At 65.2% G+C, this 17,439-nt stretch carries 16 protein-coding genes; 5 read left to right on the top strand and 11 right to left on the bottom strand.

Going from position 1 to position 17,439, the window contains the following annotated elements; genetic code table 11:
* Positions 1-35: 35 nt before the first annotated feature.
* Positions 36-1,994 carry an alpha/beta hydrolase gene (locus tag C7T96_RS07805; protein WP_106570652.1) on the bottom strand — a complete coding sequence of 653 codons (1,959 nt, stop codon included), beginning with the start codon at positions 1,992-1,994 and terminating at the stop codon, positions 36-38.
* A 237-nt stretch (positions 1,995-2,231) separates the two neighbouring features.
* Positions 2,232-3,344, bottom strand: a complete 1,113-nt coding sequence (gene hppD / locus C7T96_RS07800; protein ID WP_106570651.1) for a 4-hydroxyphenylpyruvate dioxygenase — start codon at positions 3,342-3,344, stop codon at positions 2,232-2,234.
* A 151-nt stretch (positions 3,345-3,495) separates the two neighbouring features.
* Between hppD and C7T96_RS07795 the strand changes: the two genes are divergently transcribed.
* From C7T96_RS07795 to C7T96_RS07780, 4 genes are all read left to right on the top strand, one after another.
* Complete coding sequence (locus C7T96_RS07795; protein WP_238719894.1) at positions 3,496-3,960, top strand: Lrp/AsnC family transcriptional regulator; 465 nt, start codon at positions 3,496-3,498, stop codon at positions 3,958-3,960.
* A gap of 196 nt (positions 3,961-4,156) precedes the next feature.
* Positions 4,157-5,203, top strand: coding sequence for a TRAP transporter substrate-binding protein (locus tag C7T96_RS07790; RefSeq protein WP_106570649.1), 1,047 nt, complete (start codon positions 4,157-4,159; stop codon positions 5,201-5,203).
* A 243-nt stretch (positions 5,204-5,446) separates the two neighbouring features.
* Positions 5,447-5,980, top strand: coding sequence for a TRAP transporter small permease (locus C7T96_RS07785; RefSeq protein WP_106570648.1), 534 nt, complete (start codon positions 5,447-5,449; stop codon positions 5,978-5,980).
* The gene (locus C7T96_RS07780) at positions 5,977-7,299 is read left to right on the top strand and encodes a TRAP transporter large permease (RefSeq protein WP_106570647.1); all 1,323 of its coding nucleotides are present in this window, start codon (positions 5,977-5,979) and stop codon (positions 7,297-7,299) included. The genes C7T96_RS07785 and C7T96_RS07780 overlap by 4 nt, the downstream gene beginning before the upstream one ends.
* On the opposite strand, the gene sulP is transcribed toward C7T96_RS07780, so the two are convergent.
* The 5 genes from sulP to C7T96_RS07755 form a co-directional block, all read right to left on the bottom strand.
* Positions 7,293-9,041: a sulfate permease gene (sulP, locus tag C7T96_RS07775; protein WP_106570646.1), complete on the bottom strand. Its 1,749-nt coding sequence runs from the start codon at positions 9,039-9,041 to the stop codon at positions 7,293-7,295. The genes C7T96_RS07780 and sulP overlap by 7 nt on opposite strands.
* Before the next feature lie 210 nt (positions 9,042-9,251).
* Positions 9,252-9,587 (bottom strand): TIGR01244 family sulfur transferase, encoded by a 336-nt coding sequence (locus tag C7T96_RS07770; RefSeq protein WP_106570645.1) that lies wholly within the window; start codon positions 9,585-9,587, stop codon positions 9,252-9,254.
* A gap of 50 nt (positions 9,588-9,637) precedes the next feature.
* Positions 9,638-10,534 carry an MBL fold metallo-hydrolase gene (locus C7T96_RS07765; protein WP_106570644.1) on the bottom strand — a complete coding sequence of 299 codons (897 nt, stop codon included), beginning with the start codon at positions 10,532-10,534 and terminating at the stop codon, positions 9,638-9,640.
* A 27-nt stretch (positions 10,535-10,561) separates the two neighbouring features.
* Entirely contained in the window at positions 10,562-10,996 is a 435-nt protein-coding gene (locus C7T96_RS07760) for a YeeE/YedE family protein (protein ID WP_106570643.1), read from the bottom strand.
* Positions 10,997-10,998: 2 nt separating this feature from the next.
* Complete coding sequence (locus C7T96_RS07755; RefSeq protein WP_106570642.1) at positions 10,999-11,421, bottom strand: YeeE/YedE thiosulfate transporter family protein; 423 nt, start codon at positions 11,419-11,421, stop codon at positions 10,999-11,001.
* A gap of 92 nt (positions 11,422-11,513) precedes the next feature.
* On the opposite strand from C7T96_RS07755, the gene C7T96_RS07750 reads away from it, so the two are divergent.
* Positions 11,514-11,858 carry a metalloregulator ArsR/SmtB family transcription factor gene (locus tag C7T96_RS07750; protein ID WP_106570936.1) on the top strand — a complete coding sequence of 115 codons (345 nt, stop codon included), beginning with the start codon at positions 11,514-11,516 and terminating at the stop codon, positions 11,856-11,858.
* Between the two features lie 106 nt (positions 11,859-11,964).
* Here the strand turns inward: C7T96_RS07750 and C7T96_RS07745 are convergent, their stop codons facing one another.
* The 4 genes from C7T96_RS07745 to C7T96_RS07730 form a co-directional block, all read right to left on the bottom strand.
* Positions 11,965-13,122, bottom strand: coding sequence for an acyl-CoA dehydrogenase family protein (locus C7T96_RS07745; RefSeq protein WP_106570641.1), 1,158 nt, complete (start codon positions 13,120-13,122; stop codon positions 11,965-11,967).
* A gap of 116 nt (positions 13,123-13,238) precedes the next feature.
* Positions 13,239-14,441: a pimeloyl-CoA dehydrogenase large subunit gene (pimC, locus tag C7T96_RS07740; RefSeq protein ID WP_106570640.1), complete on the bottom strand. Its 1,203-nt coding sequence runs from the start codon at positions 14,439-14,441 to the stop codon at positions 13,239-13,241.
* Positions 14,442-14,537: 96 nt separating this feature from the next.
* A complete protein-coding gene (locus C7T96_RS07735) occupies positions 14,538-15,719 on the bottom strand; it encodes an acetyl-CoA C-acyltransferase (protein WP_106570639.1) in 1,182 nt (393 codons plus the stop codon).
* A gap of 23 nt (positions 15,720-15,742) precedes the next feature.
* The gene (locus C7T96_RS07730; protein ID WP_106570638.1) at positions 15,743-17,437 is read right to left on the bottom strand and encodes an AMP-binding protein; all 1,695 of its coding nucleotides are present in this window, start codon (positions 17,435-17,437) and stop codon (positions 15,743-15,745) included.
* Positions 17,438-17,439 lie beyond the last annotated feature (2 nt).

Below are 17,439 nucleotides of genomic sequence, written 5' to 3'. Positions count from 1 at the left end.
GAGGGTAGCCCCGGCGCATGCCTCCGGCTCCAAGGCTAAGGCAGCGGGTCGTCGGGCAGGACGAATTTCGGCTGCAGCGTTTCGATGCAGGAGACGTCCAGTTCCGCCGTCGGGTCGTTGGTGAAGGCGGCCGCAATATCCCGTGCGCAGCTTTGGTAGATGATCGTGCCGTGCCCGGCCTCGGGGATGATGTAGTTGCGCGCATTGCCCAGCGTCTCGGCGGCCAGTGCGCCCCAGTGCATCGAGGTCTGGGTGTCGAGCGTGCCGTTCAGCGCCAGGGTCGGGATGTCCGAGACGACGGGGTCCAGGAACCCTTCGCGGGGGTGTTTCTCAAAATAGGCGCATTGGTCGATCGCGCCAGTGGCGATCTTGCGGAGATCCTCGTCGCCGAAGATCGGGTAGCGCGCGGCAATCTCCTTCGTCACACGGTCGTAACCTTCGAGGCTGTTGTCGGATTCCTGGCAGATATAGATATCGAACCCGATCGCCTTGGCGACTGCGATCTCGTAGGGTTTCGTGGTTTCCGCAGCGATGGCGAAGGTGCGCTCGATATCCGCCGGGCCCATGGCGGCGACGAGGGCCAGAAGGTCGGCCCGATCCTGTCCCGTGAAATGCTCCCGAACGAAGCTTTCCAGAGCCTCGCGCGATGGCGGGCCCGACCGCATCACCGTATAGTCGGTCATGAACCTTGCCGCCGCTTCGCGGTCGGTCATCTCGCGCAGCGCTTCGCTGGCGCGCCGGTCGAAGGCCTCGGCGACGCTGACCGATCGCAGCGTGGCATTGAGGTCTCCGCGCAACTGTCTGACCACCGCATCGGCCGAGGCGCCGAGGGTGCGCATGGCGGCCGCCATGTCCAGCGCGGCGGCGGCAAGCGCGCGCGCGTCCTCCGTCAGCTCGGCGCTTCCCAGACCGGCCTTCGGATCCGGCGCCTTGCCGAACCCGGCCACCATCGCGTCGAAGGCATCGCGCTTGCCCTCGACCGCCTCGGCGAAGATGCGCGGCAAGTAGGGGGTGATGGTGTATTGCAGGCGCCACTTTTTCCGCAGCTCGAAGGTCGCGTGATAAAGCGCGCCCGCATCCAGGGACTGGTCTCGCGGGCCGCCGGCAATGGGGTCGGTCTGGAGCTTTTCGAACGCCGCATTGAACGAGGCGCTGATATCCGGGTAGGCCGCGTGACAGGCGGCGTCTGCCGCGCACTGGTCGGCAAGCTTGTCCAGCGCGTCTGCGAAGGGGGTGTTGAAGGTGTCGAGAATCGGGACAAAGGCGGGCGCGACTCCGTCGATCACGACCGAACGCACGCCCTCGGGCGCTGTGCGCATGACTTCCAGCGCCAGGCGCGTGCCATAGGAGATGCCATAGACATTGTATTCGCCATAGCCGAGCGCCGACACCAGGGCGCGAACGTCGCGGGCGTTGTTCTCGGTATTGTAGGCCGACAGATCAGCGCCCGAGGCCTTGATCTCTTCGACGCAAGGGGCGACCAGTTCGGACAGATAGGCCGCTTCCCGAGCGGGCGAGTCCTTCGTCGCCACCGCAAGCTCCAGCATGTGGTCCGCCAGGCCCGTCGTGCAGGCCACCGAACCGGCGGAAAGGGCGGCACCGCGCTGATCGAAGGTGAGGATGTCGCGCGTCAGCCGGTGTTTGGGGAAGGCGGCGGTCGCGACGGCATCGATCATGTGCAGCGTGCCTCCAGCCGGGCCGCCATGCAGGTAGACCAGCGGGTCGGGGGCGGGCGACTGGGTGAGCGCATCGAACAGCGCGAATTCCAGCCCGACGCGACGCCCTTCTGGCTTGTCGTAATCCTCGGGCACGCTGACCGTGCCGCAGAGGATCGTCGAGCCCTCGACCTCGAACGGCGCAGGCGGAAAATCGCAGGCATGGACCTCGACCGGATAGCGATCGTCGTGGCCGCCGGAGCGCAACTGGTCGAAGTCGGGATTTTCCGTTCCGGCAATGAGCGTGGCGACGGCCGCAAGAATCTGGTCTGCTGTCACCGTGTCATCCTTCGATGCGTTGCTACACGGGGGAAACACTCACGGCGCGACCTTGGCGCCGGGCGCATCGCCACCTTGCCGGCAAGAGCCGGCGAAGTCCACCCTGAGGGCGTTGCGCTGCCTGCCCGCGTGGCTGGCCGGCAAGAACGCCGCCTGATGCACGGGCCGCCGAAATCGCCAAAGAAAAAGCGGCGGAAACCCGCCGCTTTTTCCGTCGTTTCGAGTTGAAGGCGCGGCCTACTCGGCAGCTTCGGTTTTGATCACGCCGCGGCGAAGCTGGTCTTCCTCGATCGATTCGAACAAGGCGCGGAAATTGCCCTCGCCAAAACCTTCGTCGCCCTTCCTCTGGATGAACTCGAAAAAGATCGGGCCGATCACGGTCTTGGAGAAGATCTGCAGCAGGATCTTGGTCATGCCGCCGTTCACCACGCCTTCGCCGTCGATCAGAATACCGTGCTTTTTCATGCGTTCGATCGGCTCGTCGTGGCCGCTGACGCGCTCGTGGCTGCGCTCGTAATAGGTCGGCGGCGGGCCGGGCATGAATTTCAGACCGTTTGCGGCCAGCCTGTCGGTGGCGTCGTAGATGGCGTCCGTGCCGACGGCGATATGCTGGATGCCTTCGCCGCGGTATTTTTTCAGATATTCCTCGATCTGGCTGGTGTCGTCCTTGGACTCGTTCAGCGGAATGCGGATCTTGCCGCAGGGCGAGGTGATGGCGCGGCTGACCAGCCCGGTGATGCGGCCGTCAATGTCGAAGAAATGGATCTGCGAAAACCCGAACAGTTCGCGGTAGAAGTCCCACCATTTGTCCATATTGCCGCGATAGACATTGTGGGTGAGGTGGTCGAGATAATAGAATCCGACCCCTTCGGGTTTCGGGTCGCGCTTGCCGATCCATTCGAATTCGGCCTCGTAGGCGAAGCCCTTGTCGCCGTATTTTTCGACGAAATAAAGCAGCGAGCCGCCGATGCCGACGATCGCCGGCACGTCGAGCGTCTTGTCGTCGCCTTCATAGGGCGTGGCGCCCTTCGACACGGCGTGTTCAAAAGCATGCCTGGCATCGACGACCCGCCAGGCCATTGCGGGGGCGCAGGGACCGTGCTGGTCGACGAAGCGCATCGCGTGCGAGCCCGGTTCGGCATTGACGATGTAGTTGATGTCGCCCTGGCGCCAGACCGTGATCGCCTTGGTCTTGTGCCGGGCAACGGCGCTGTAGCCCATCCGGGCAAACAGCTCGCCGAGCTTTTCCGGTTCGGGGTGGGCGAATTCGACGAACTCGAATCCGTCCGTTCCGGCCGGATTGTTTTCGGTGATTTTAGCCGGTGGCGCGTCGTGCGGGAACGGTCCCATGCTGTCCTCCTCGGTGTCGGCGGCGCGGGAAAGGCGCGTTTGCGATTTTTAACAGTGTAACGCGACGGCGCCGCACGGGGCTTGCAATCTGGGCGGCGAAATGGTCTTTTTGCGCACAAATCATGCACGATATCGGCCTTATGAGGGAAGCGTGACGCAGATCGATCAATTCGACCGCAAGATACTCGCGCATTTGCAGGAGGATGCGCGCCTGACGAACAACGATATCGCCGAGCGGGTGAACCTGTCGCCGTCGCAATGTTCCCGGCGCCGGCAGCGGCTGGAGGAGGACGGTTACATACGCGGCTATCGCGCCGTGCTCGACCGCGAGAAGCTCGGCTATTCGCTGGTCAACATCATATCCGTCACGCTTGCCACCCATAATCGCGACAATGCGCGCCGCTTCGCCGAGCTTTTGTCGCGCCTGCCGGAGGTGCAGGAGGCGCACGCTTTGACCGGCGAAATGGACTATGTGCTCAAGGTCGTCACGCCCGATCTTCGCTCGCTGTCGGAATTCGTCAACGGCGTGCTGTTGCCGCACGAATCGGTGCAGCACGTCAAAACCGCGATCGTGCTCGAAACGCTCAAGGAAGCCGGCGGGTTGCCGGTGCGCTAAACGCCGGTGGCCGCCAGGCGCCGAATTCCGGCCAGCAACCCGGTCATGCGCGCAATCGCGCGCAACAATGTTACGATAAAATCGCCGCGGCCCGCTTTATTGTTACACTTTTTCCGCTAAGGATAGATTCCGACCGGACGCTGGTCGTGGCCGTCAGTCGCCAAGCTCCGGCTTAGGATCAAATGGGAGGAACAGAATGAAAATGAATTGCTTGAAGACGCTGGCACTCGCCGGCGCGGTCACCGCCTCCACGTTCCTGGCGGGAAGCGTGGCCTTCGCGCAGGACGTCACGCTGAGGATGCATCAGTTCCTGCCCGCGCAGGCGAACGTGCCCAAACTGGTGCTCGATGTGTGGGCCAAGGATGTCGAGGAGGCCTCGGGCGGCCGCATCAAGGTCGAGCATTATCCGTCGATGCAGCTTGGCGGCACGCCGCCGCAGCTCATGGACCAGGCGATCGACGGGACGGTCGACGTGATCTGGACCGTGGTCGGCTACACGCCCGGCCGTTTCCCGCGCGTGGAAGTGTTCGAACTGCCCTTTATGATGACGAATGCCGATGCGACGTCGCGCGCCTATTGGGATCTGTTCGACAAGGAGATGAAGGACACCGATTTCAAGGATGTCCACATCATCGGCACCTGGGTGCACGGACCGGGCATGATCCATTCCAGCAAGCCGGTCAACGGGCTCGCCGACATGAAGGGCCTGAAGCTGCGCGCGCCGACGCGCATCATCACGGGTCTGCTCGGCGAACTCGGCGCGACGGCGGTCGGCATGCCGGTGCCCGCGGTCACCGAGGCGCTGTCGAAAGGCGTCATCGACGGGGCGGTCATTCCCTGGGAAGTGACGGCGGCGCTGAAAGTGCCGGAACTGGTCAGCAACCATACCGAGTTCGGCGGCGACCATGCCCTCTACACCACCGCCTTCGTTCTGGCGATGAACAAGGAGCGCTACGAAAGCCTGCCGGACGATCTGAAAAAGGCGATCGACGACAATTCGGGCCGCGAGTTCTCCGCCTTCGCCGGACGGACCCAGGCCTCGGCTGACGGACCGAGCAAGCAGGCCGCGGTCGACCGCGGCAACAATATCATCACGCTTGACGAGGACGAGGTCGCCCGCTGGAAGGAGGCCGCCCAGCCGGTCTACGACAAGTGGGTCGAGGAGATGGAGGCCAAGGGCATCGACGGCCAGGCGCTGATCGACGAAGCCCGCGCCCTGATCGAGAAATACACCAATATGTGATCCGGCATGCCGGTGGCGGGGCGGGCTTTGCAGCGCGCCCCGCATCCCGTTCCAGTCCGTGGCGCACATAGGCCGATGTGCAAGTAATATGTCGGGATCGGTGCGTGCGGCACAGATCGTTGCGCATCAAACGATGCCATGGCATCAAGGCTTGTCGGCGACTTTTAATTGTTATAGGGCATAGCAAAAATCGGTGCCGATCAAGGGACCAGCGCGGCCGCGAGCCTGCGAGCGGGGTGGATCATGGAGAGGATTTCCGGCGTCATTTACGCGCTTGCCCGGATGATGGCCATTGTCGGAGGCATCGTCCTGGCCGCGATCACCGTGTTGACCGTGATCAGCGTTACCGGGCGTTCGCTGGTGCCGATCGGCCTGGCGCCTGTGCCGGGCGATTTCGAACTGGTCGAGGCGGGAACGGCGTTTGCCGTCTTCGCCTTCCTGCCCTGGTGCCAGCTCAACCGCGGTCATGCGACGGTAGACCTGTTCACCAGCTATCTTTCGGCCGGCGCCAATCGATGGATCGACCTGGTCGCCGAAATTCTGATGACGCTCACGCTCATCGTGTTGACCTGGCGGCTGGCCTACGGGATGGCCGACAAGCTTCGCTATGGCGAGACGACCTTCATCCTGCAGTTTCCGGTCTGGTGGGGTTTTGCGGCCGCGATGGTCGGGGCGGTGGTCGCCGTGATCATCTCGCTCTACATGATGGCCATGCGGGTGCGGGAAGTGGCGACGGGCAGGACGCTTTTCGCGCAGCGCCATGGGGGCGGGCATTGAGCAATCTCGAAATCGGCGTCTGGTCCTTTCCGGTCCTGCTGCTCATGATCTTCCTGCGGCTGCCGATCGGCCTGTCGATGCTGTTGTGCGGCATCGTCGGCACCTATCTGGTCACCGGCACCTGGAAGCCGATGCTGGGCAAGCTGAAACTGGAAACCTATTCGACCTTTTCCAGCCATTCCCTGTCCATCATCCCGCTGTTCCTGCTGATGGGCCAGTTCGCGGGCCTGGGCGGCATGTCGCGGGCCCTGTTCAAATCGGCCGAGACCTGGCTCGGCCATCGCCGCGGCGGGGTGGCGATGGCGGCGATCGGCGCCTGCGCGGGGTTCGGCGCGATCTGCGGCTCGTCGCTGGCCACGGCCGCGACCATGGCCCAGGTGGCCCTGCCGGAACTGCGCCGCTACGGTTATTCCGGTGCGCTGGCCACCGGCACGCTGGCTGCCGGCGGCACGCTCGGCATCCTGATCCCGCCGTCGATCGTGCTGGTGATTTACGCCATCCTGGCCGAGCAGAACATCGCCAAGCTGTTCTTGTCGGCCTTCGTGCCCGGCGTCCTGGCCGCGATCGGCTACATGATCGCGATCTCGATCTATGTGCGCGTGTTTCCGGATTCCGCCGGCGCCAGCCCGCGCGCGCCCTACAAGGAACGCTTCCGCGCGCTCGTCGACGTGTGGCCGGTGCTGATGGTGTTCTTCGCCGTGGTCGGCGGCATCTATTTCGGCTGGTTCACGCCGACGGAAGGGGCGGCGGTCGGCGCGGCCGGCACGGGTCTGATCGCCTTCGCCAATGGCGGGCTGACGCGCAAGACCTTCATCGATTCGGTGCTGGCGACGGCGACCGCCACGGCGATGATCTTCTTCATCGTGTTCGGCGCCTCGATCTATAACGGCTTTCTGGCGCTGTCGCAGGTGCCGCAGGAAATCGCCGCCTATATTTCGGGCCAGGGTTTCAATCCGTGGGTCGTGCTCGTCTTCATCCTGCTGCTCTACCTGATCCTCGGCTGCGTGATGGATTCGCTGTCGATGATCCTGCTCACCATTCCGATCTTCTTTCCGATCGTGACGGCGCTCGATTACGGGCTGACGGCGGAGGAATTCGCCATCTGGTTCGGCATCCTGGTGCTGATCGTGGTGGAGGTGGGGCTGATCACGCCGCCGGTCGGCATGAACCTGTTCGTCATCAACTCGATGGCCAAGGACACGCCGATCTCGCACACCTATCGCGGTGTGGCGCCCTTCGTGGCGGCGGACCTGACCCGCACAGCGATCCTGGTGCTGTTTCCGTCGATCTCGCTGTTCCTGCTGCGCTGGCTTTACTGAGCCGTCGCGGCCGGCGCCAGCTTGGCGATCGCCATGTGCTGGGACAGGAAGAGCTCGCCGGTCATGTGGTCGAGGAAATCGGTGCGCTCGAGCCGGTCCATGACCGGGCCCTTGACCTCCGAAAGATGCAGCGTGACGTTCATGTCGGCCAGGCGGTGGTTGATCGCCTCGAGCGATTCCAGCGCGCTCATGTCGATATGGTTGACGGCCGGACACATCAACACGACGTGGCGGATGTCGGGCGTCTGGGCGACGAGATCGTAGACCCTGTCTTCGAGATAGCGCGCATTGGCGAAATAGAGGCTTTCGTCGACGCGCAAGGACAGGATGCCGGGCTGGGTTTCGACCGTGTGGCGGCAGACATTGCGGAAATGCTCGGTGCCGGGCACGCGGCCGACGACGGCCATATGCGGCTTCGAGGTGTTGTAGAGATAAATCAGCACCGACAGCGCCACGCCGGCGGAAATGCCGGCCTCGACACCGACCAGCAATGTTGCCAGGATCGTTACGGAAACGGCGGCGAAATCGGCTTTCGAATAGGTCCAGGCGCGGCGCAGGATCGAGAAATCGACCAGGGAGAGCACGGCCACGATGATGGTCGCGGCGAGCGTTGCCTGCGGCAGGAAGAACAAAAGCGGCGTCAAGAACAGCGTTGCGAGCGCCAGGCCGACGGCGGCGAAGGCACCGGCCGCCGGCGTTCTGGCGCCGGCGTCGAAATTGACGACCGAACGGGCGAAGCCGCCGGTGACGGGATAGCCGCCGGTGACGCTGGCCGCCACGTTGGCGGCGCCGAGCCCGATCAGTTCCTGGTCGGGCTCGATGTGCTGGCGCTTCTTGGCCGCCAGCGTCTGCGCCACGGAAACCGATTCGACGAAGCCGATAATGGAGATCAGTGCTGCCGAGCCGAACAGGCTTGCCCACAGATCGGGCGACAGGTCGGGCATGGTGAGCGGCGGCAGGCCCTGCGGGACCGCGCCGACGAGCTTGACGCCGGCCTCTGCGAGCCCGAAGCCCCAGGCCGCGACCGTGGTGGCGGCGACGGCGGCGACCGGGCCGGCCTTGGCGATCACGTCGGCCGATCGCGCGCCGAGGCCAGCGCGCATGAGAAGCGGTTTCAGGCCCTTGCGCACCCAGAACAGGAAGGCGGCCGACAAGACGCCGATGGTCGCGGTGATCGGGTTGATCTCGGACAGGTTGCGCGCCAGCGATCCAAGGATTTCAAGAAGATTGTGACCGCCGGCGTCGATGCCGAACACATGTTTGAGCTGGCTGGCGGCGATCAGCAGACCGGAGGCGGTGATGAAGCCGGACACGATCGGGTGCGACAGCAGATTGGCGAGGAAACCGAGCCTGAACAGGCCCATCGCCAAAAGGATGACGCCCGACATGAAGGCGAGCGCGATCGCCGCCGTCACATAATCGGTGCTGCCCTGTTCGGCGATCCTTCCGACCGCGGTCGCCGTCATCAAGGACACGACCGCGACCGGCCCGACCGCCAGCGCGCGGCTGGTGCCGAACAGCGCGTAGGCGAGCAGCGGCAGGATGGAGGCGTAAAGGCCCATCTCCGGCGGAAGGCCGGCCAACAGCGCATAAGCGAGCGATTGCGGGATCAGCATGATGGTGACGATCACGGCGGCGAGCAGATCGTCGGCGAGCACGCCGCGGCCATAGTCCCGTCCCCAGTCGAGAACCGGCAGATATCGGCGCAGGAGGCCGGTCTTGTCGGCGCTATTGTTGTTCATGCCGCAGGTTCCTTCAGCGCGCACGCCACGGGCGGCCGGCGGCAGGCGCCGGCGCGTGGTCCAGTCTTGTTGCAGGTCGCGGGGCGGCCGGCGTGCGCCGCCCTTAAGCCGTTCTGCCTTTCACGGAAGCGCAGATCGGCTCTAACTTTTTACGGCGTTTGCGAACGGCGAACCGGCTTCCGTTTCGCCTGGAAGCGTTCTCGGTGCCGCTTAGCCGGCCGTTTGCTGCACCAGGCCGTAAAGGTTCATGCAGCGCCCGCCGGTGCGGCAGTAGGCGAGTACGGGCCGGGGCAGCGCGGAAAGCGCCGCCGCCATCTCCGAGACGTTGTCTTGGGTCACGGCGCCGGACACGACGGGAATGAAGCGGAACTCCAGCCCCGCCGCGCGAACCGCGGCCTCGACCTCGTCATGCGGAACCGCGCCTTCCTCGCTGTCGGGCCGGTTGCAAACCACGCTTTTGAAGCCCGCATCGGCGATGGCCTGAACGTGCTCGGCGCCGATCTGGCCGGCCACGGCGAAATCCTGGTTGATCTGGCGGATTTCCATGTCTTGAACCTCTTGCGGTGCTGCGTGGTGAAGGTGGACGCGCAGGCGCTTCAAAGCCCGTTTACCGGCACCTTCAGATAGGTTTTGCCGTCTTCTTCCTCGGGTGGCAAGTGTCCGGCGCGCATATTGACCTGCAGCGAGGGAATGATCAGCTTCGGCATGTCGAGCGTGGCGTCGCGCGCTTCGCGCATGGCAACGAATTCGTCCTCGGTGATGCCGTCACGCACATGGATATTGTGCTGACGCTCCTCCGCGACCGTGGTTTCCCATTTGATGTCGCGGCCGTTCGGGCCGTAGTCGTGGCAGATGAAGAGCCGCGTCTCGCCGGGCAGTGCCAGCACCCGCTTGATCGAGCGATAGAGTTCGCGGGCGTCGCCGCCGGGAAAGTCAGCGCGGGCCGACCCGCCATCGGGCATGAACAGCGTGTCGCCGACGAAGGCGGCATCGCCGATCACATGCGTCATGCAGGCCGGCGTGTGGCCGGGCGTGTGCATGGCATAGGCGGTCATGGAGCCGATCGTGTAGCTGTCGCCGTCCTTGAACAGTCGGTCGAACTGCGAGCCGTCGCGCTGGAACTCGGTGCCCTCGTTGAAGACCTTGCCGAACGTGTCTTGCACGATGGTGATCCGGTCGCCGATGCCGAGCTTGCCGCCGAGCTTCTCCTGGATATAGGGCGCGGCCGACAGATGATCGGCATGGACATGGGTCTCGATGATCCACTCCAGGGCCAGGTCGTTCTTGCGGATGAAGTCGATGATCTGGTCGGCGTGATCATAGGTGATGCGGCCGGCCGCGTAATCGATATCCATCACCGAATCGACCACCGCGCAGGCCTTCGAGTTCGGATCTTTGACCACATAGGTGACGGTGTTGGTGGCCTCGTCGAAAAATGCCGTGATTTCCGGCTTGACCGACAGGTCGGGGGTAAAGGGCAGGGGGGACGTCATGTCTGCGCTCCTTTGTCGAACATGGGTTCAGGCGATTGCGGCGCGGGTCGTGCGGGCCTTGAGCCAGCGCGCCAGGATAATGCCGGCGATCATCGCGGCGAGGAAGATCGGCGTCTGCGGATGGCCGAGGCCGAGTGCGGGAACCGCGCCGCCCGGGCAGAAGCCCGCAATGCCCCAGCCGATGCCGAACAAGGCCGAGCCGCTGACAAGCGGCATGTCGATGTCGCGGGTGGTCGGCAAGGAGTACCGCGCGTCGAAAAGCGGGCGTTCGCGGGCACCGAAGACCAGGCGGTAGCCGATCGCGGTGGTGACGAGCGCGCCACCCATGACGAAGATCAGGCTGGGATCCCAAGTGCCGGCGATGTCGAAGAAGTTCAGAACCTTGGCCGGGTTGGCCATGCCGGAAAGGGCGATGCCGATGCCGAACAGGCCACCGATCAGAAAGGCGGAAACGATTTTCATCTTCAGGCTCCGATCACATGACGGGCAATATAAACGGTCACGAAGGACGCGATCATGAAAACAACGGTGGCAACAATCGAACGCGGCGACAGCCGGGCCATGCCGCAGACGCCGTGGCCGCTGGTGCAGCCGGCGCCGTAGCTGGCGCCGAAGCCGACGATCAAGCCACCGACGACGAGCGCGACCGTCGACACGGGCACGGAAAAGGCAACGCTGCCGCCCGCCGCGATGAAGACGAGCGGGGCCGCGACCGCGCCGGCCAAAAACGCAGCCCGCCAGGCCCAATCGGTCGCCAGGGGAGGGATGACGCCGGCCAGAATGCCGGTCATGCCGGCCACGCGGCCGTGCACGGCCATCAGCGCGACGGCCGCCAGTCCGATCAGGACGCCGCCGAACAAAGAAAGGTACGGTGTGAATTCTGTCATGGGAAGGTTACCGGAGGGGTTGGAGGTTGGGCTTGCGGTTGCTGGTTTCTCGCCATATATGATTACATATTCATATGTTCAAGGAAAAAAATATGCGCATGGATATCGATCTGCTCGATCGTTCCGCCGAAAGCGCGGCCGAACTCCTGTCCGCGCTCGCCAACAAGAACAGGCTCATGATCCTGTGCAATCTGCTGAATGGCGAAATGGCGGTCCAGCCCCTGGCCGAGGCCGTCGGCATGAGCCAGTCGGCGCTGTCCCAGCAGCTCGCCAAACTACGCCTTCAGCATCTCGTGGCCACGCGCCGCGCCGGGCGGGAGGTCTATTATCGGGTCGCCTCGCCGCAGGTCGCCGAAGTGTTGGCGACGCTTTACCGCCTCTATTGCGAGCCGATCCAGGAGGCCTCGGGCCACAACGCGGTGGCCGTCGGCGCGTGATCCGGGCGCCACAGGGCGCCCGGATCGGCGGCGGGCCTTCTTGATCTGTCGTCGCGGTCTGTGCGTTCGTCGCCGAAAGCCCAGCCGGTCCCGGTCGCGACGCGTCTTATGCGGCCGCGTCGGCGAACAGCCCGCCCGCGCGCGCGAGTTGGCGCAGATGGTGGTCGGCATTGCCGAAGGCGACGTCGATCATGGTCATGCGCTTGAAATAATGTCCGACCGCATATTCCATCGTCATGCCGACGCCGCCGTGGATCTGGACGGCGTTCTCGCCGGTCAAGCGTCCGCCACGCCCGATCTCGGCCTTGGCCGCGTGCATGGCGCGGGCGCGCTCTGCGGCGTCGGTTTCGTTCGCCATCATGGTGGCGAACATGGTGATCGAGCGTGCCTGTTCCACCGCCACGAACATGTCGACGGCCTTGTGCTGCAGCGCCTGGAAGGAGCCGATCGGCACGCCGAACTGTTTCCGGACCTTCATGTAGTCCACGGTCAGCCCATGCATGGCCGCCATCACGCCGACCGCCTCCGCGCACAGCGCGGCGATCGCCTGGTCGACGACGTGGCGCACCAGCGGCAGGCCGTTTTCGGGATCGCCCAGAACGGCGTCCACCGGAACCGTCACGCCGTCGAGGGCGATTTCGGCCGCGCGCAGCCCGTCCTGGGTGGCATAGCTGCGGCGCGAGACGCCGTCGGCGTTGGCGTCGACCAGAAAGACGCCGACGCCGCCTTCCTCGCGCGGGCCGCCGGCCGTGCGGGCGCTGACCACGAGGCGATCGGCGCAATCGCCGTGCAGCACGACGCTCTTTGCGCCCGAAAGCACGTATGAGCCGCCGTCCTTGCGGGCCGTCGTCTCGACATGGTTGAGATCGAAACGCGCATCGCGCTCGGTATGGGCGAAGGCGAGCTTGAGCGCTCCCTCTGCGACCTGCGGCACCCATTCGGCGCGCTGCTCAGCCGAGGCGCCGAGCCGCAGGAAGCCGCCGCCCAGAATGACGGTGGCGAAATAGGGTTCCAGCGCCAGCACCCGGCCGAGCGCTTCCATCACGATCATCGTCTCGACGGCCCCGCCGCCAATGCCGCCGTCTTCCTCGGCAAACGGCAGCGCCATCAGGCCCATCTCGGCATAGTGGCTCCACATGGCCGTGCTCCAGCCCGCGTCCGACTTCAGGATGCGGTTGCGCTCCTCGAACCCGTATTTGTCGGCCAGAAGCCGGTCGAGCGAGTCCTTCAGGATCGATTGTTCCTCGGAAAGGTCAAAGTCCATCGTCTGTCCTGATCCCTGTCAGTGTGGCACCGTTGCCGGAAGCCTGCCCTTCGGGCCGTCCCGGCGGGTGAAGGAGAGTGACGTCGCGCGCACCCGTGGCGCGATCCGGCCCGCGTTCAAAGCCCCAGTACCGCCTTGGCGATGATGTTTTTCTGGATCTCGTTCGAGCCGCCGTAAATCGACACCTTGCGGTTGTTGAAATAGGACGGCGCGGCGAAGTGCGCGTAGTCGGGCACGTTGGAGGGTTCGTTCCAGCGATCGTCGCCCTCGGGCAGGTAGGGCGCGGCGTAGGGGCCCATGACCTCCATCAGCAGATGGGTCGTCGCCTGCTGGATCTCCGATCCCTTGATCTTCAGGATCGAGGAGGCGGGGTCGGGGCGGCCGGTGCTGCCACGTTTGGCGTCGGCGGCGACCACGCGCAGCTGCGTCATCTCCAGCGCCTTCAGGTCGATCTCGATCGAGGCCAGCTTCTCGCGGAAGCGCTCGTCCTCGATCAACGGCCGTCCCGACGACATTTGCTTGGCCGCCAGCTCGCGAATGCGCGCCACGCGCTGCTTGGAGACGCCGATGCGCGCGATGTTGGTGCGCTCGTTGCCGAGCAGGAATTTCGCGTAGTCCCAGCCCTTGTTTTCCTCGCCGACCAGATTCTCGACCGGCACCTTGACGTCGGTCAAAAACACCTCGTTGATCTCGCGGCCGCCGTCGATGGTGACGATCGGGCGGACCTCGATGCCGGGCGACGTCATGTCGATCAGCAGGAAGGAGATGCCCTGCTGCTTCTTCGCCGCCGGGTCGGTGCGCACCAGACAGAAGATCCAGTCGGCATATTGGGCCAGCGTCGTCCAGGTCTTCTGACCGTTGACGACGTAATGATCGCCCTCGCGCACGGCGCGGGTCTTCAGCGAGGCGAGATCGGAGCCGGAGCCGGGTTCGGAAAAACCCTGGCACCACCAGTCGTCGAGATTGGCGATGCGCGGCAGGAAGCGGGCCTTCTGGTCGTCGTTGCCGAACGTATAGATCACCGGCCCGACCATGTTGACGCCGAAGGCGAGCGGCTGCGGGGCCGGGAATTTCTGCAGCTCCTCCAGAAAGATATATTGCTTCATCGGTCCCCAGCCGGTGCCGCCGTGCTCGACCGGCCAGTGCGGCACCGCCCACCCCTTTTCGTTGAGGATGCGGGTCCAGCGCACGAAGTCGTCCTTGCCGACATGTTCGGCGTCGACCATCTTTTCGCGGATGTCGGCGGGCAGCGTGTCGCGGAAGAAGGCGCGTACCTCTTCGCGAAAGGCGAGTTCCTCATCGGTGTAGCGAAGGTCCATGTGAAGCTCCCTGCTCGATGGCGCCGCCCCGGCTCTGCCGGCCGCCTTGCCTGAAAACCGGCAGGCGGCGCTCCGGCGAACCGGCGCGGGCCGTGTTCAGTTGATTTCCAGCAATCCCGCCGCGCCCATGCCGCCGCCGATGCACATGGTGACGACGGCGTATTTGACGCCGCGGCGCTTGCCCTCGATCAGGGCGTGGCCGGCGAGGCGGGTGCCCGACATGCCGTAGGGGTGGCCGACCGCGATCGCGCCGCCGTCGACATTGAGCTTTTCGGGATCGATGCCGAGCTTGTCGCGGCAATAAATCACCTGCACGGCGAACGCCTCGTTCAGTTCCCAAAGGCCGATGTCGTCGACCTTGAGCCCGTGCCGTTCGAGCAGGCGGGGCACGGCGAAGACCGGGCCGATGCCCATTTCGTCGGGCTCGCAGCCGGCGACGGCGAAGCCGCGGAAGATCCCGAGCGGGGCAAGGCCGCGCCGTTCGGCGTCCTTGGCCTCCATCATCACGCAGGCCGCCGCCCCGTCTGAGAGCTGGCTGGCGTTGCCGGCGGTGATGACGCCGTTCTCGCGCACCGGCTTCAGCCCCGCCAGCCCCTCGGCGGACGTATCGGGGCGCGGCCCCTCGTCATGTTCCAGCGTGACCTGTTTGTGCGAGACCTCCTTGGTCTGCTTGTCGACGACCGCCATGCGCACGGCGATCGGTGCGATCTCGGCGTCGAAGCGGCCGGCCTCGCGCGCCGCCGCGACGCGTTGTTGCGATTCCAGCCCGTATGCGTCCTGGCGCTCGCGCGAGATGTCGTAGCGTTTGGCGACGATCTCGGCGGTGTCGATCATCGGCAGGTAGACCTCCGGCTTGATCGCCATCAGCTTGTCGTCCATCAGCCGGAACGTGTTGCGATGGTCGTTCTGCACCAGACTGATCGATTCCAGCCCGCCGGCGATTCCGGCCTTCACCCCGTCATTGCGGATGGCGTTGGCCAGAAGGGCCATCGACTGCAGGCCGGACGAGCATTGCCGGTCGATCGTGGTGCCGGCGACTGAGACCGGCAGGCCCGCCGTCAACAGCGCCCGCCGGGCAACGTTGAGGCCGGTCGCGCCCTCCTGCATGGCGCAGCCCATGACCACATCCTCGATCTCGCCGCCCTCCAGCCCGGAGCGCTTGAGCGCGTGCTCGATGGCGTGGCCGCCGAGCGTGGCACCGGGCGTGTCGTTGAGCGCGCCGCGATAGGCCTTGCCGATCGGCGTGCGCGCGGTGGAAACGATGACGGCTTCGGCCATGGCAGTTCTCCTTGAACCTGTTCCTACGAGGCGTGGGCGGCTTCGCGCCGCGCCGCCTCTTCGTGCTTGAGTTCCAGTTTCGACAGCTTGCCGACCGGCGTGCGCGGCAGCGCGTCGCGCAGTTCGAGCGCGCTTGGCATTTCGTGCCGGCCGAGCCGGGTCTTGAGGAAGGTGCGCAAGTCCTCCAGCGTCAGCACGGGCGCGCCGGGCCGCAGCTTGACGAAGGCCTTGGCGGCCTCGCCGCGATAGGCGTCTGCCACACCGATCACCAGCACCTCCTCGACATCCGGGTGCTCGTAGATCATCTGCTCGATCAGTTGCGGATAGACGTTGTAGCCGCCGGACAGGATCATGTCCTTCTTGCGGTCGACGATGGTGAAGAAACCGTCCGCGTCCATGAAGCCGATATCGCCGGTCAGGAAACCGCCGCCGGCGAAGGCGGCCGCCGTCTCTTCGGGGCGGTTGAGGTAGCCGGCAGTCACATTCGGCCCGAAAATGCGCAACTCGCCGGTCTCGCCTGGGCGCAACACGCGTTCGGGCCCGTCGAGCGCCACCACGTCCATCCAGATGCCCGGCAGCGGCACGCCGATCGTGCCGACCTTGTCCGGCCGGTCGAGGGGGATGTTGGTGCCGGCCGGTGCGGTCTCGGTCATGCCCCAGCCGCCGAGCAGGTCGTGCCCGGTCGCGACCTTCAGCCGCCGCGCGATTTCGACCGGCAGCGGCGCGCCGCCGGAGGCGCAGTAATGCAGCGAGGAGAAGTCGCGCCTTTCGAAGCCGGGGGTGGAGCAGATCGCGATCCACATCGTCGGCACGCCGGGAAAGCTGGTCGCGCCGGCCTCGATTTCGTCGAGCGCGGTCAGCGGGTCGAAACGGGTGTGAACGAGCAGCGTGTGGCCGTTCTTCACGCTGCGCAGCATCACCGCGGTCAGCGCGTAGATGTGAAACAGCGGCAGGAACAGCAGCACCCGCTCCTGCGCCGGGCGCATCAGGCCCCAGGCGTCGAACCACAGATCGTAGCTTTCGACCGCCGTCGACAGATTTTTATGCGTCAGCAGTGCGCCCTTGGGCATGCCCGTCGTGCCGCCGGTATATTGCACCAGCGCCAGGTCGCCGAGTTCGACTTCGGGCAGTGATTCAACGCCTTCAGAACTTGAGTCAGCCTGTTGCCGGCCTGAGTCCAGAAATTCGTCGAACGTCTTGAAATCGTTCGTTTCCGGCAGCGGTCCCGTGAGCGGGGAGGGGCCGAATTTCGCGTCCTCGCCGATGACGAGGAGATCGACCAGACCGTCTGCGACGAGTTCGCCGGCGCGTGCCGCCAGCTCGCCGATATTGGTGGTCACGAGCAGCCGTGCGCCCGAGTCGGCGAGCTTGTGGCAAAGAACGCGCCGGCTGTCGAGGGGGCTGAGATGCACCACGGTGGCGCCGGCCTTGAGCGCACCGAAAAAGGCCAGCAGATGGTAGATCGTGTTGGGCAGCAGCAGTGCAATCTTGACGCCCGGGCCGGCGCCGGCGGCCCGGAAGGCGCGTGCGGCCCGATCGGTCTCGCGGCTGAGCGCCGAGAAGCTCAGCCGCGCGTTGCGAAAACACACCGCCTGCTTGTCGGGCCAGCGCGCGGCGGCGCGGTCGACGATGGTGTGGACCGGCCAGGCTGCAAGTGTCGTGTCGGGCGCCAGGCCCGGCGGATAGATCGCCTTCCAGGGAGCAGAGGCGAGATCCATGG

The sequence above is a fragment of the Nitratireductor sp. StC3 genome (assembly GCF_003015025.1).
GTDB lineage: Bacteria > Pseudomonadota > Alphaproteobacteria > Rhizobiales > Rhizobiaceae > Mangrovimarina > Mangrovimarina alexandrii.
The sequence above is the reverse complement of the archived record's forward strand: the minus strand, read 5'-3'. Positions and strand labels throughout refer to the sequence as shown.

Excerpts from the sequence above, each read along its gene's own strand:
- hppD (WP_106570651.1), bottom strand. The coding sequence starts at position 3,344 with ATGGGACCGTTCCCGCACGACGCGCCACCGGCTAAAATCACCGAAAAC.
- C7T96_RS07790 (WP_106570649.1), top strand. The coding sequence starts at position 4,157 with ATGAAAATGAATTGCTTGAAGACGCTGGCACTCGCCGGCGCGGTCACC.
- C7T96_RS07785 (WP_106570648.1), top strand. The coding sequence starts at position 5,447 with ATGGAGAGGATTTCCGGCGTCATTTACGCGCTTGCCCGGATGATGGCC.
- sulP (WP_106570646.1), bottom strand. The coding sequence starts at position 9,041 with ATGAACAACAATAGCGCCGACAAGACCGGCCTCCTGCGCCGATATCTG.
- C7T96_RS07770 (WP_106570645.1), bottom strand. The coding sequence starts at position 9,587 with ATGGAAATCCGCCAGATCAACCAGGATTTCGCCGTGGCCGGCCAGATC.
- C7T96_RS07765 (WP_106570644.1), bottom strand. The coding sequence starts at position 10,534 with ATGACGTCCCCCCTGCCCTTTACCCCCGACCTGTCGGTCAAGCCGGAA.
- C7T96_RS07760 (WP_106570643.1), bottom strand. The coding sequence starts at position 10,996 with ATGAAAATCGTTTCCGCCTTTCTGATCGGTGGCCTGTTCGGCATCGGC.
- C7T96_RS07755 (WP_106570642.1), bottom strand. The coding sequence starts at position 11,421 with ATGACAGAATTCACACCGTACCTTTCTTTGTTCGGCGGCGTCCTGATC.
- C7T96_RS07750 (WP_106570936.1), top strand. The coding sequence starts at position 11,514 with ATGCGCATGGATATCGATCTGCTCGATCGTTCCGCCGAAAGCGCGGCC.
- C7T96_RS07745 (WP_106570641.1), bottom strand. The coding sequence starts at position 13,122 with ATGGACTTTGACCTTTCCGAGGAACAATCGATCCTGAAGGACTCGCTC.
- pimC (WP_106570640.1), bottom strand. The coding sequence starts at position 14,441 with ATGGACCTTCGCTACACCGATGAGGAACTCGCCTTTCGCGAAGAGGTA.
- C7T96_RS07735 (WP_106570639.1), bottom strand. The coding sequence starts at position 15,719 with ATGGCCGAAGCCGTCATCGTTTCCACCGCGCGCACGCCGATCGGCAAG.
- C7T96_RS07730 (WP_106570638.1), bottom strand. The coding sequence starts at position 17,437 with ATGGATCTCGCCTCTGCTCCCTGGAAGGCGATCTATCCGCCGGGCCTG.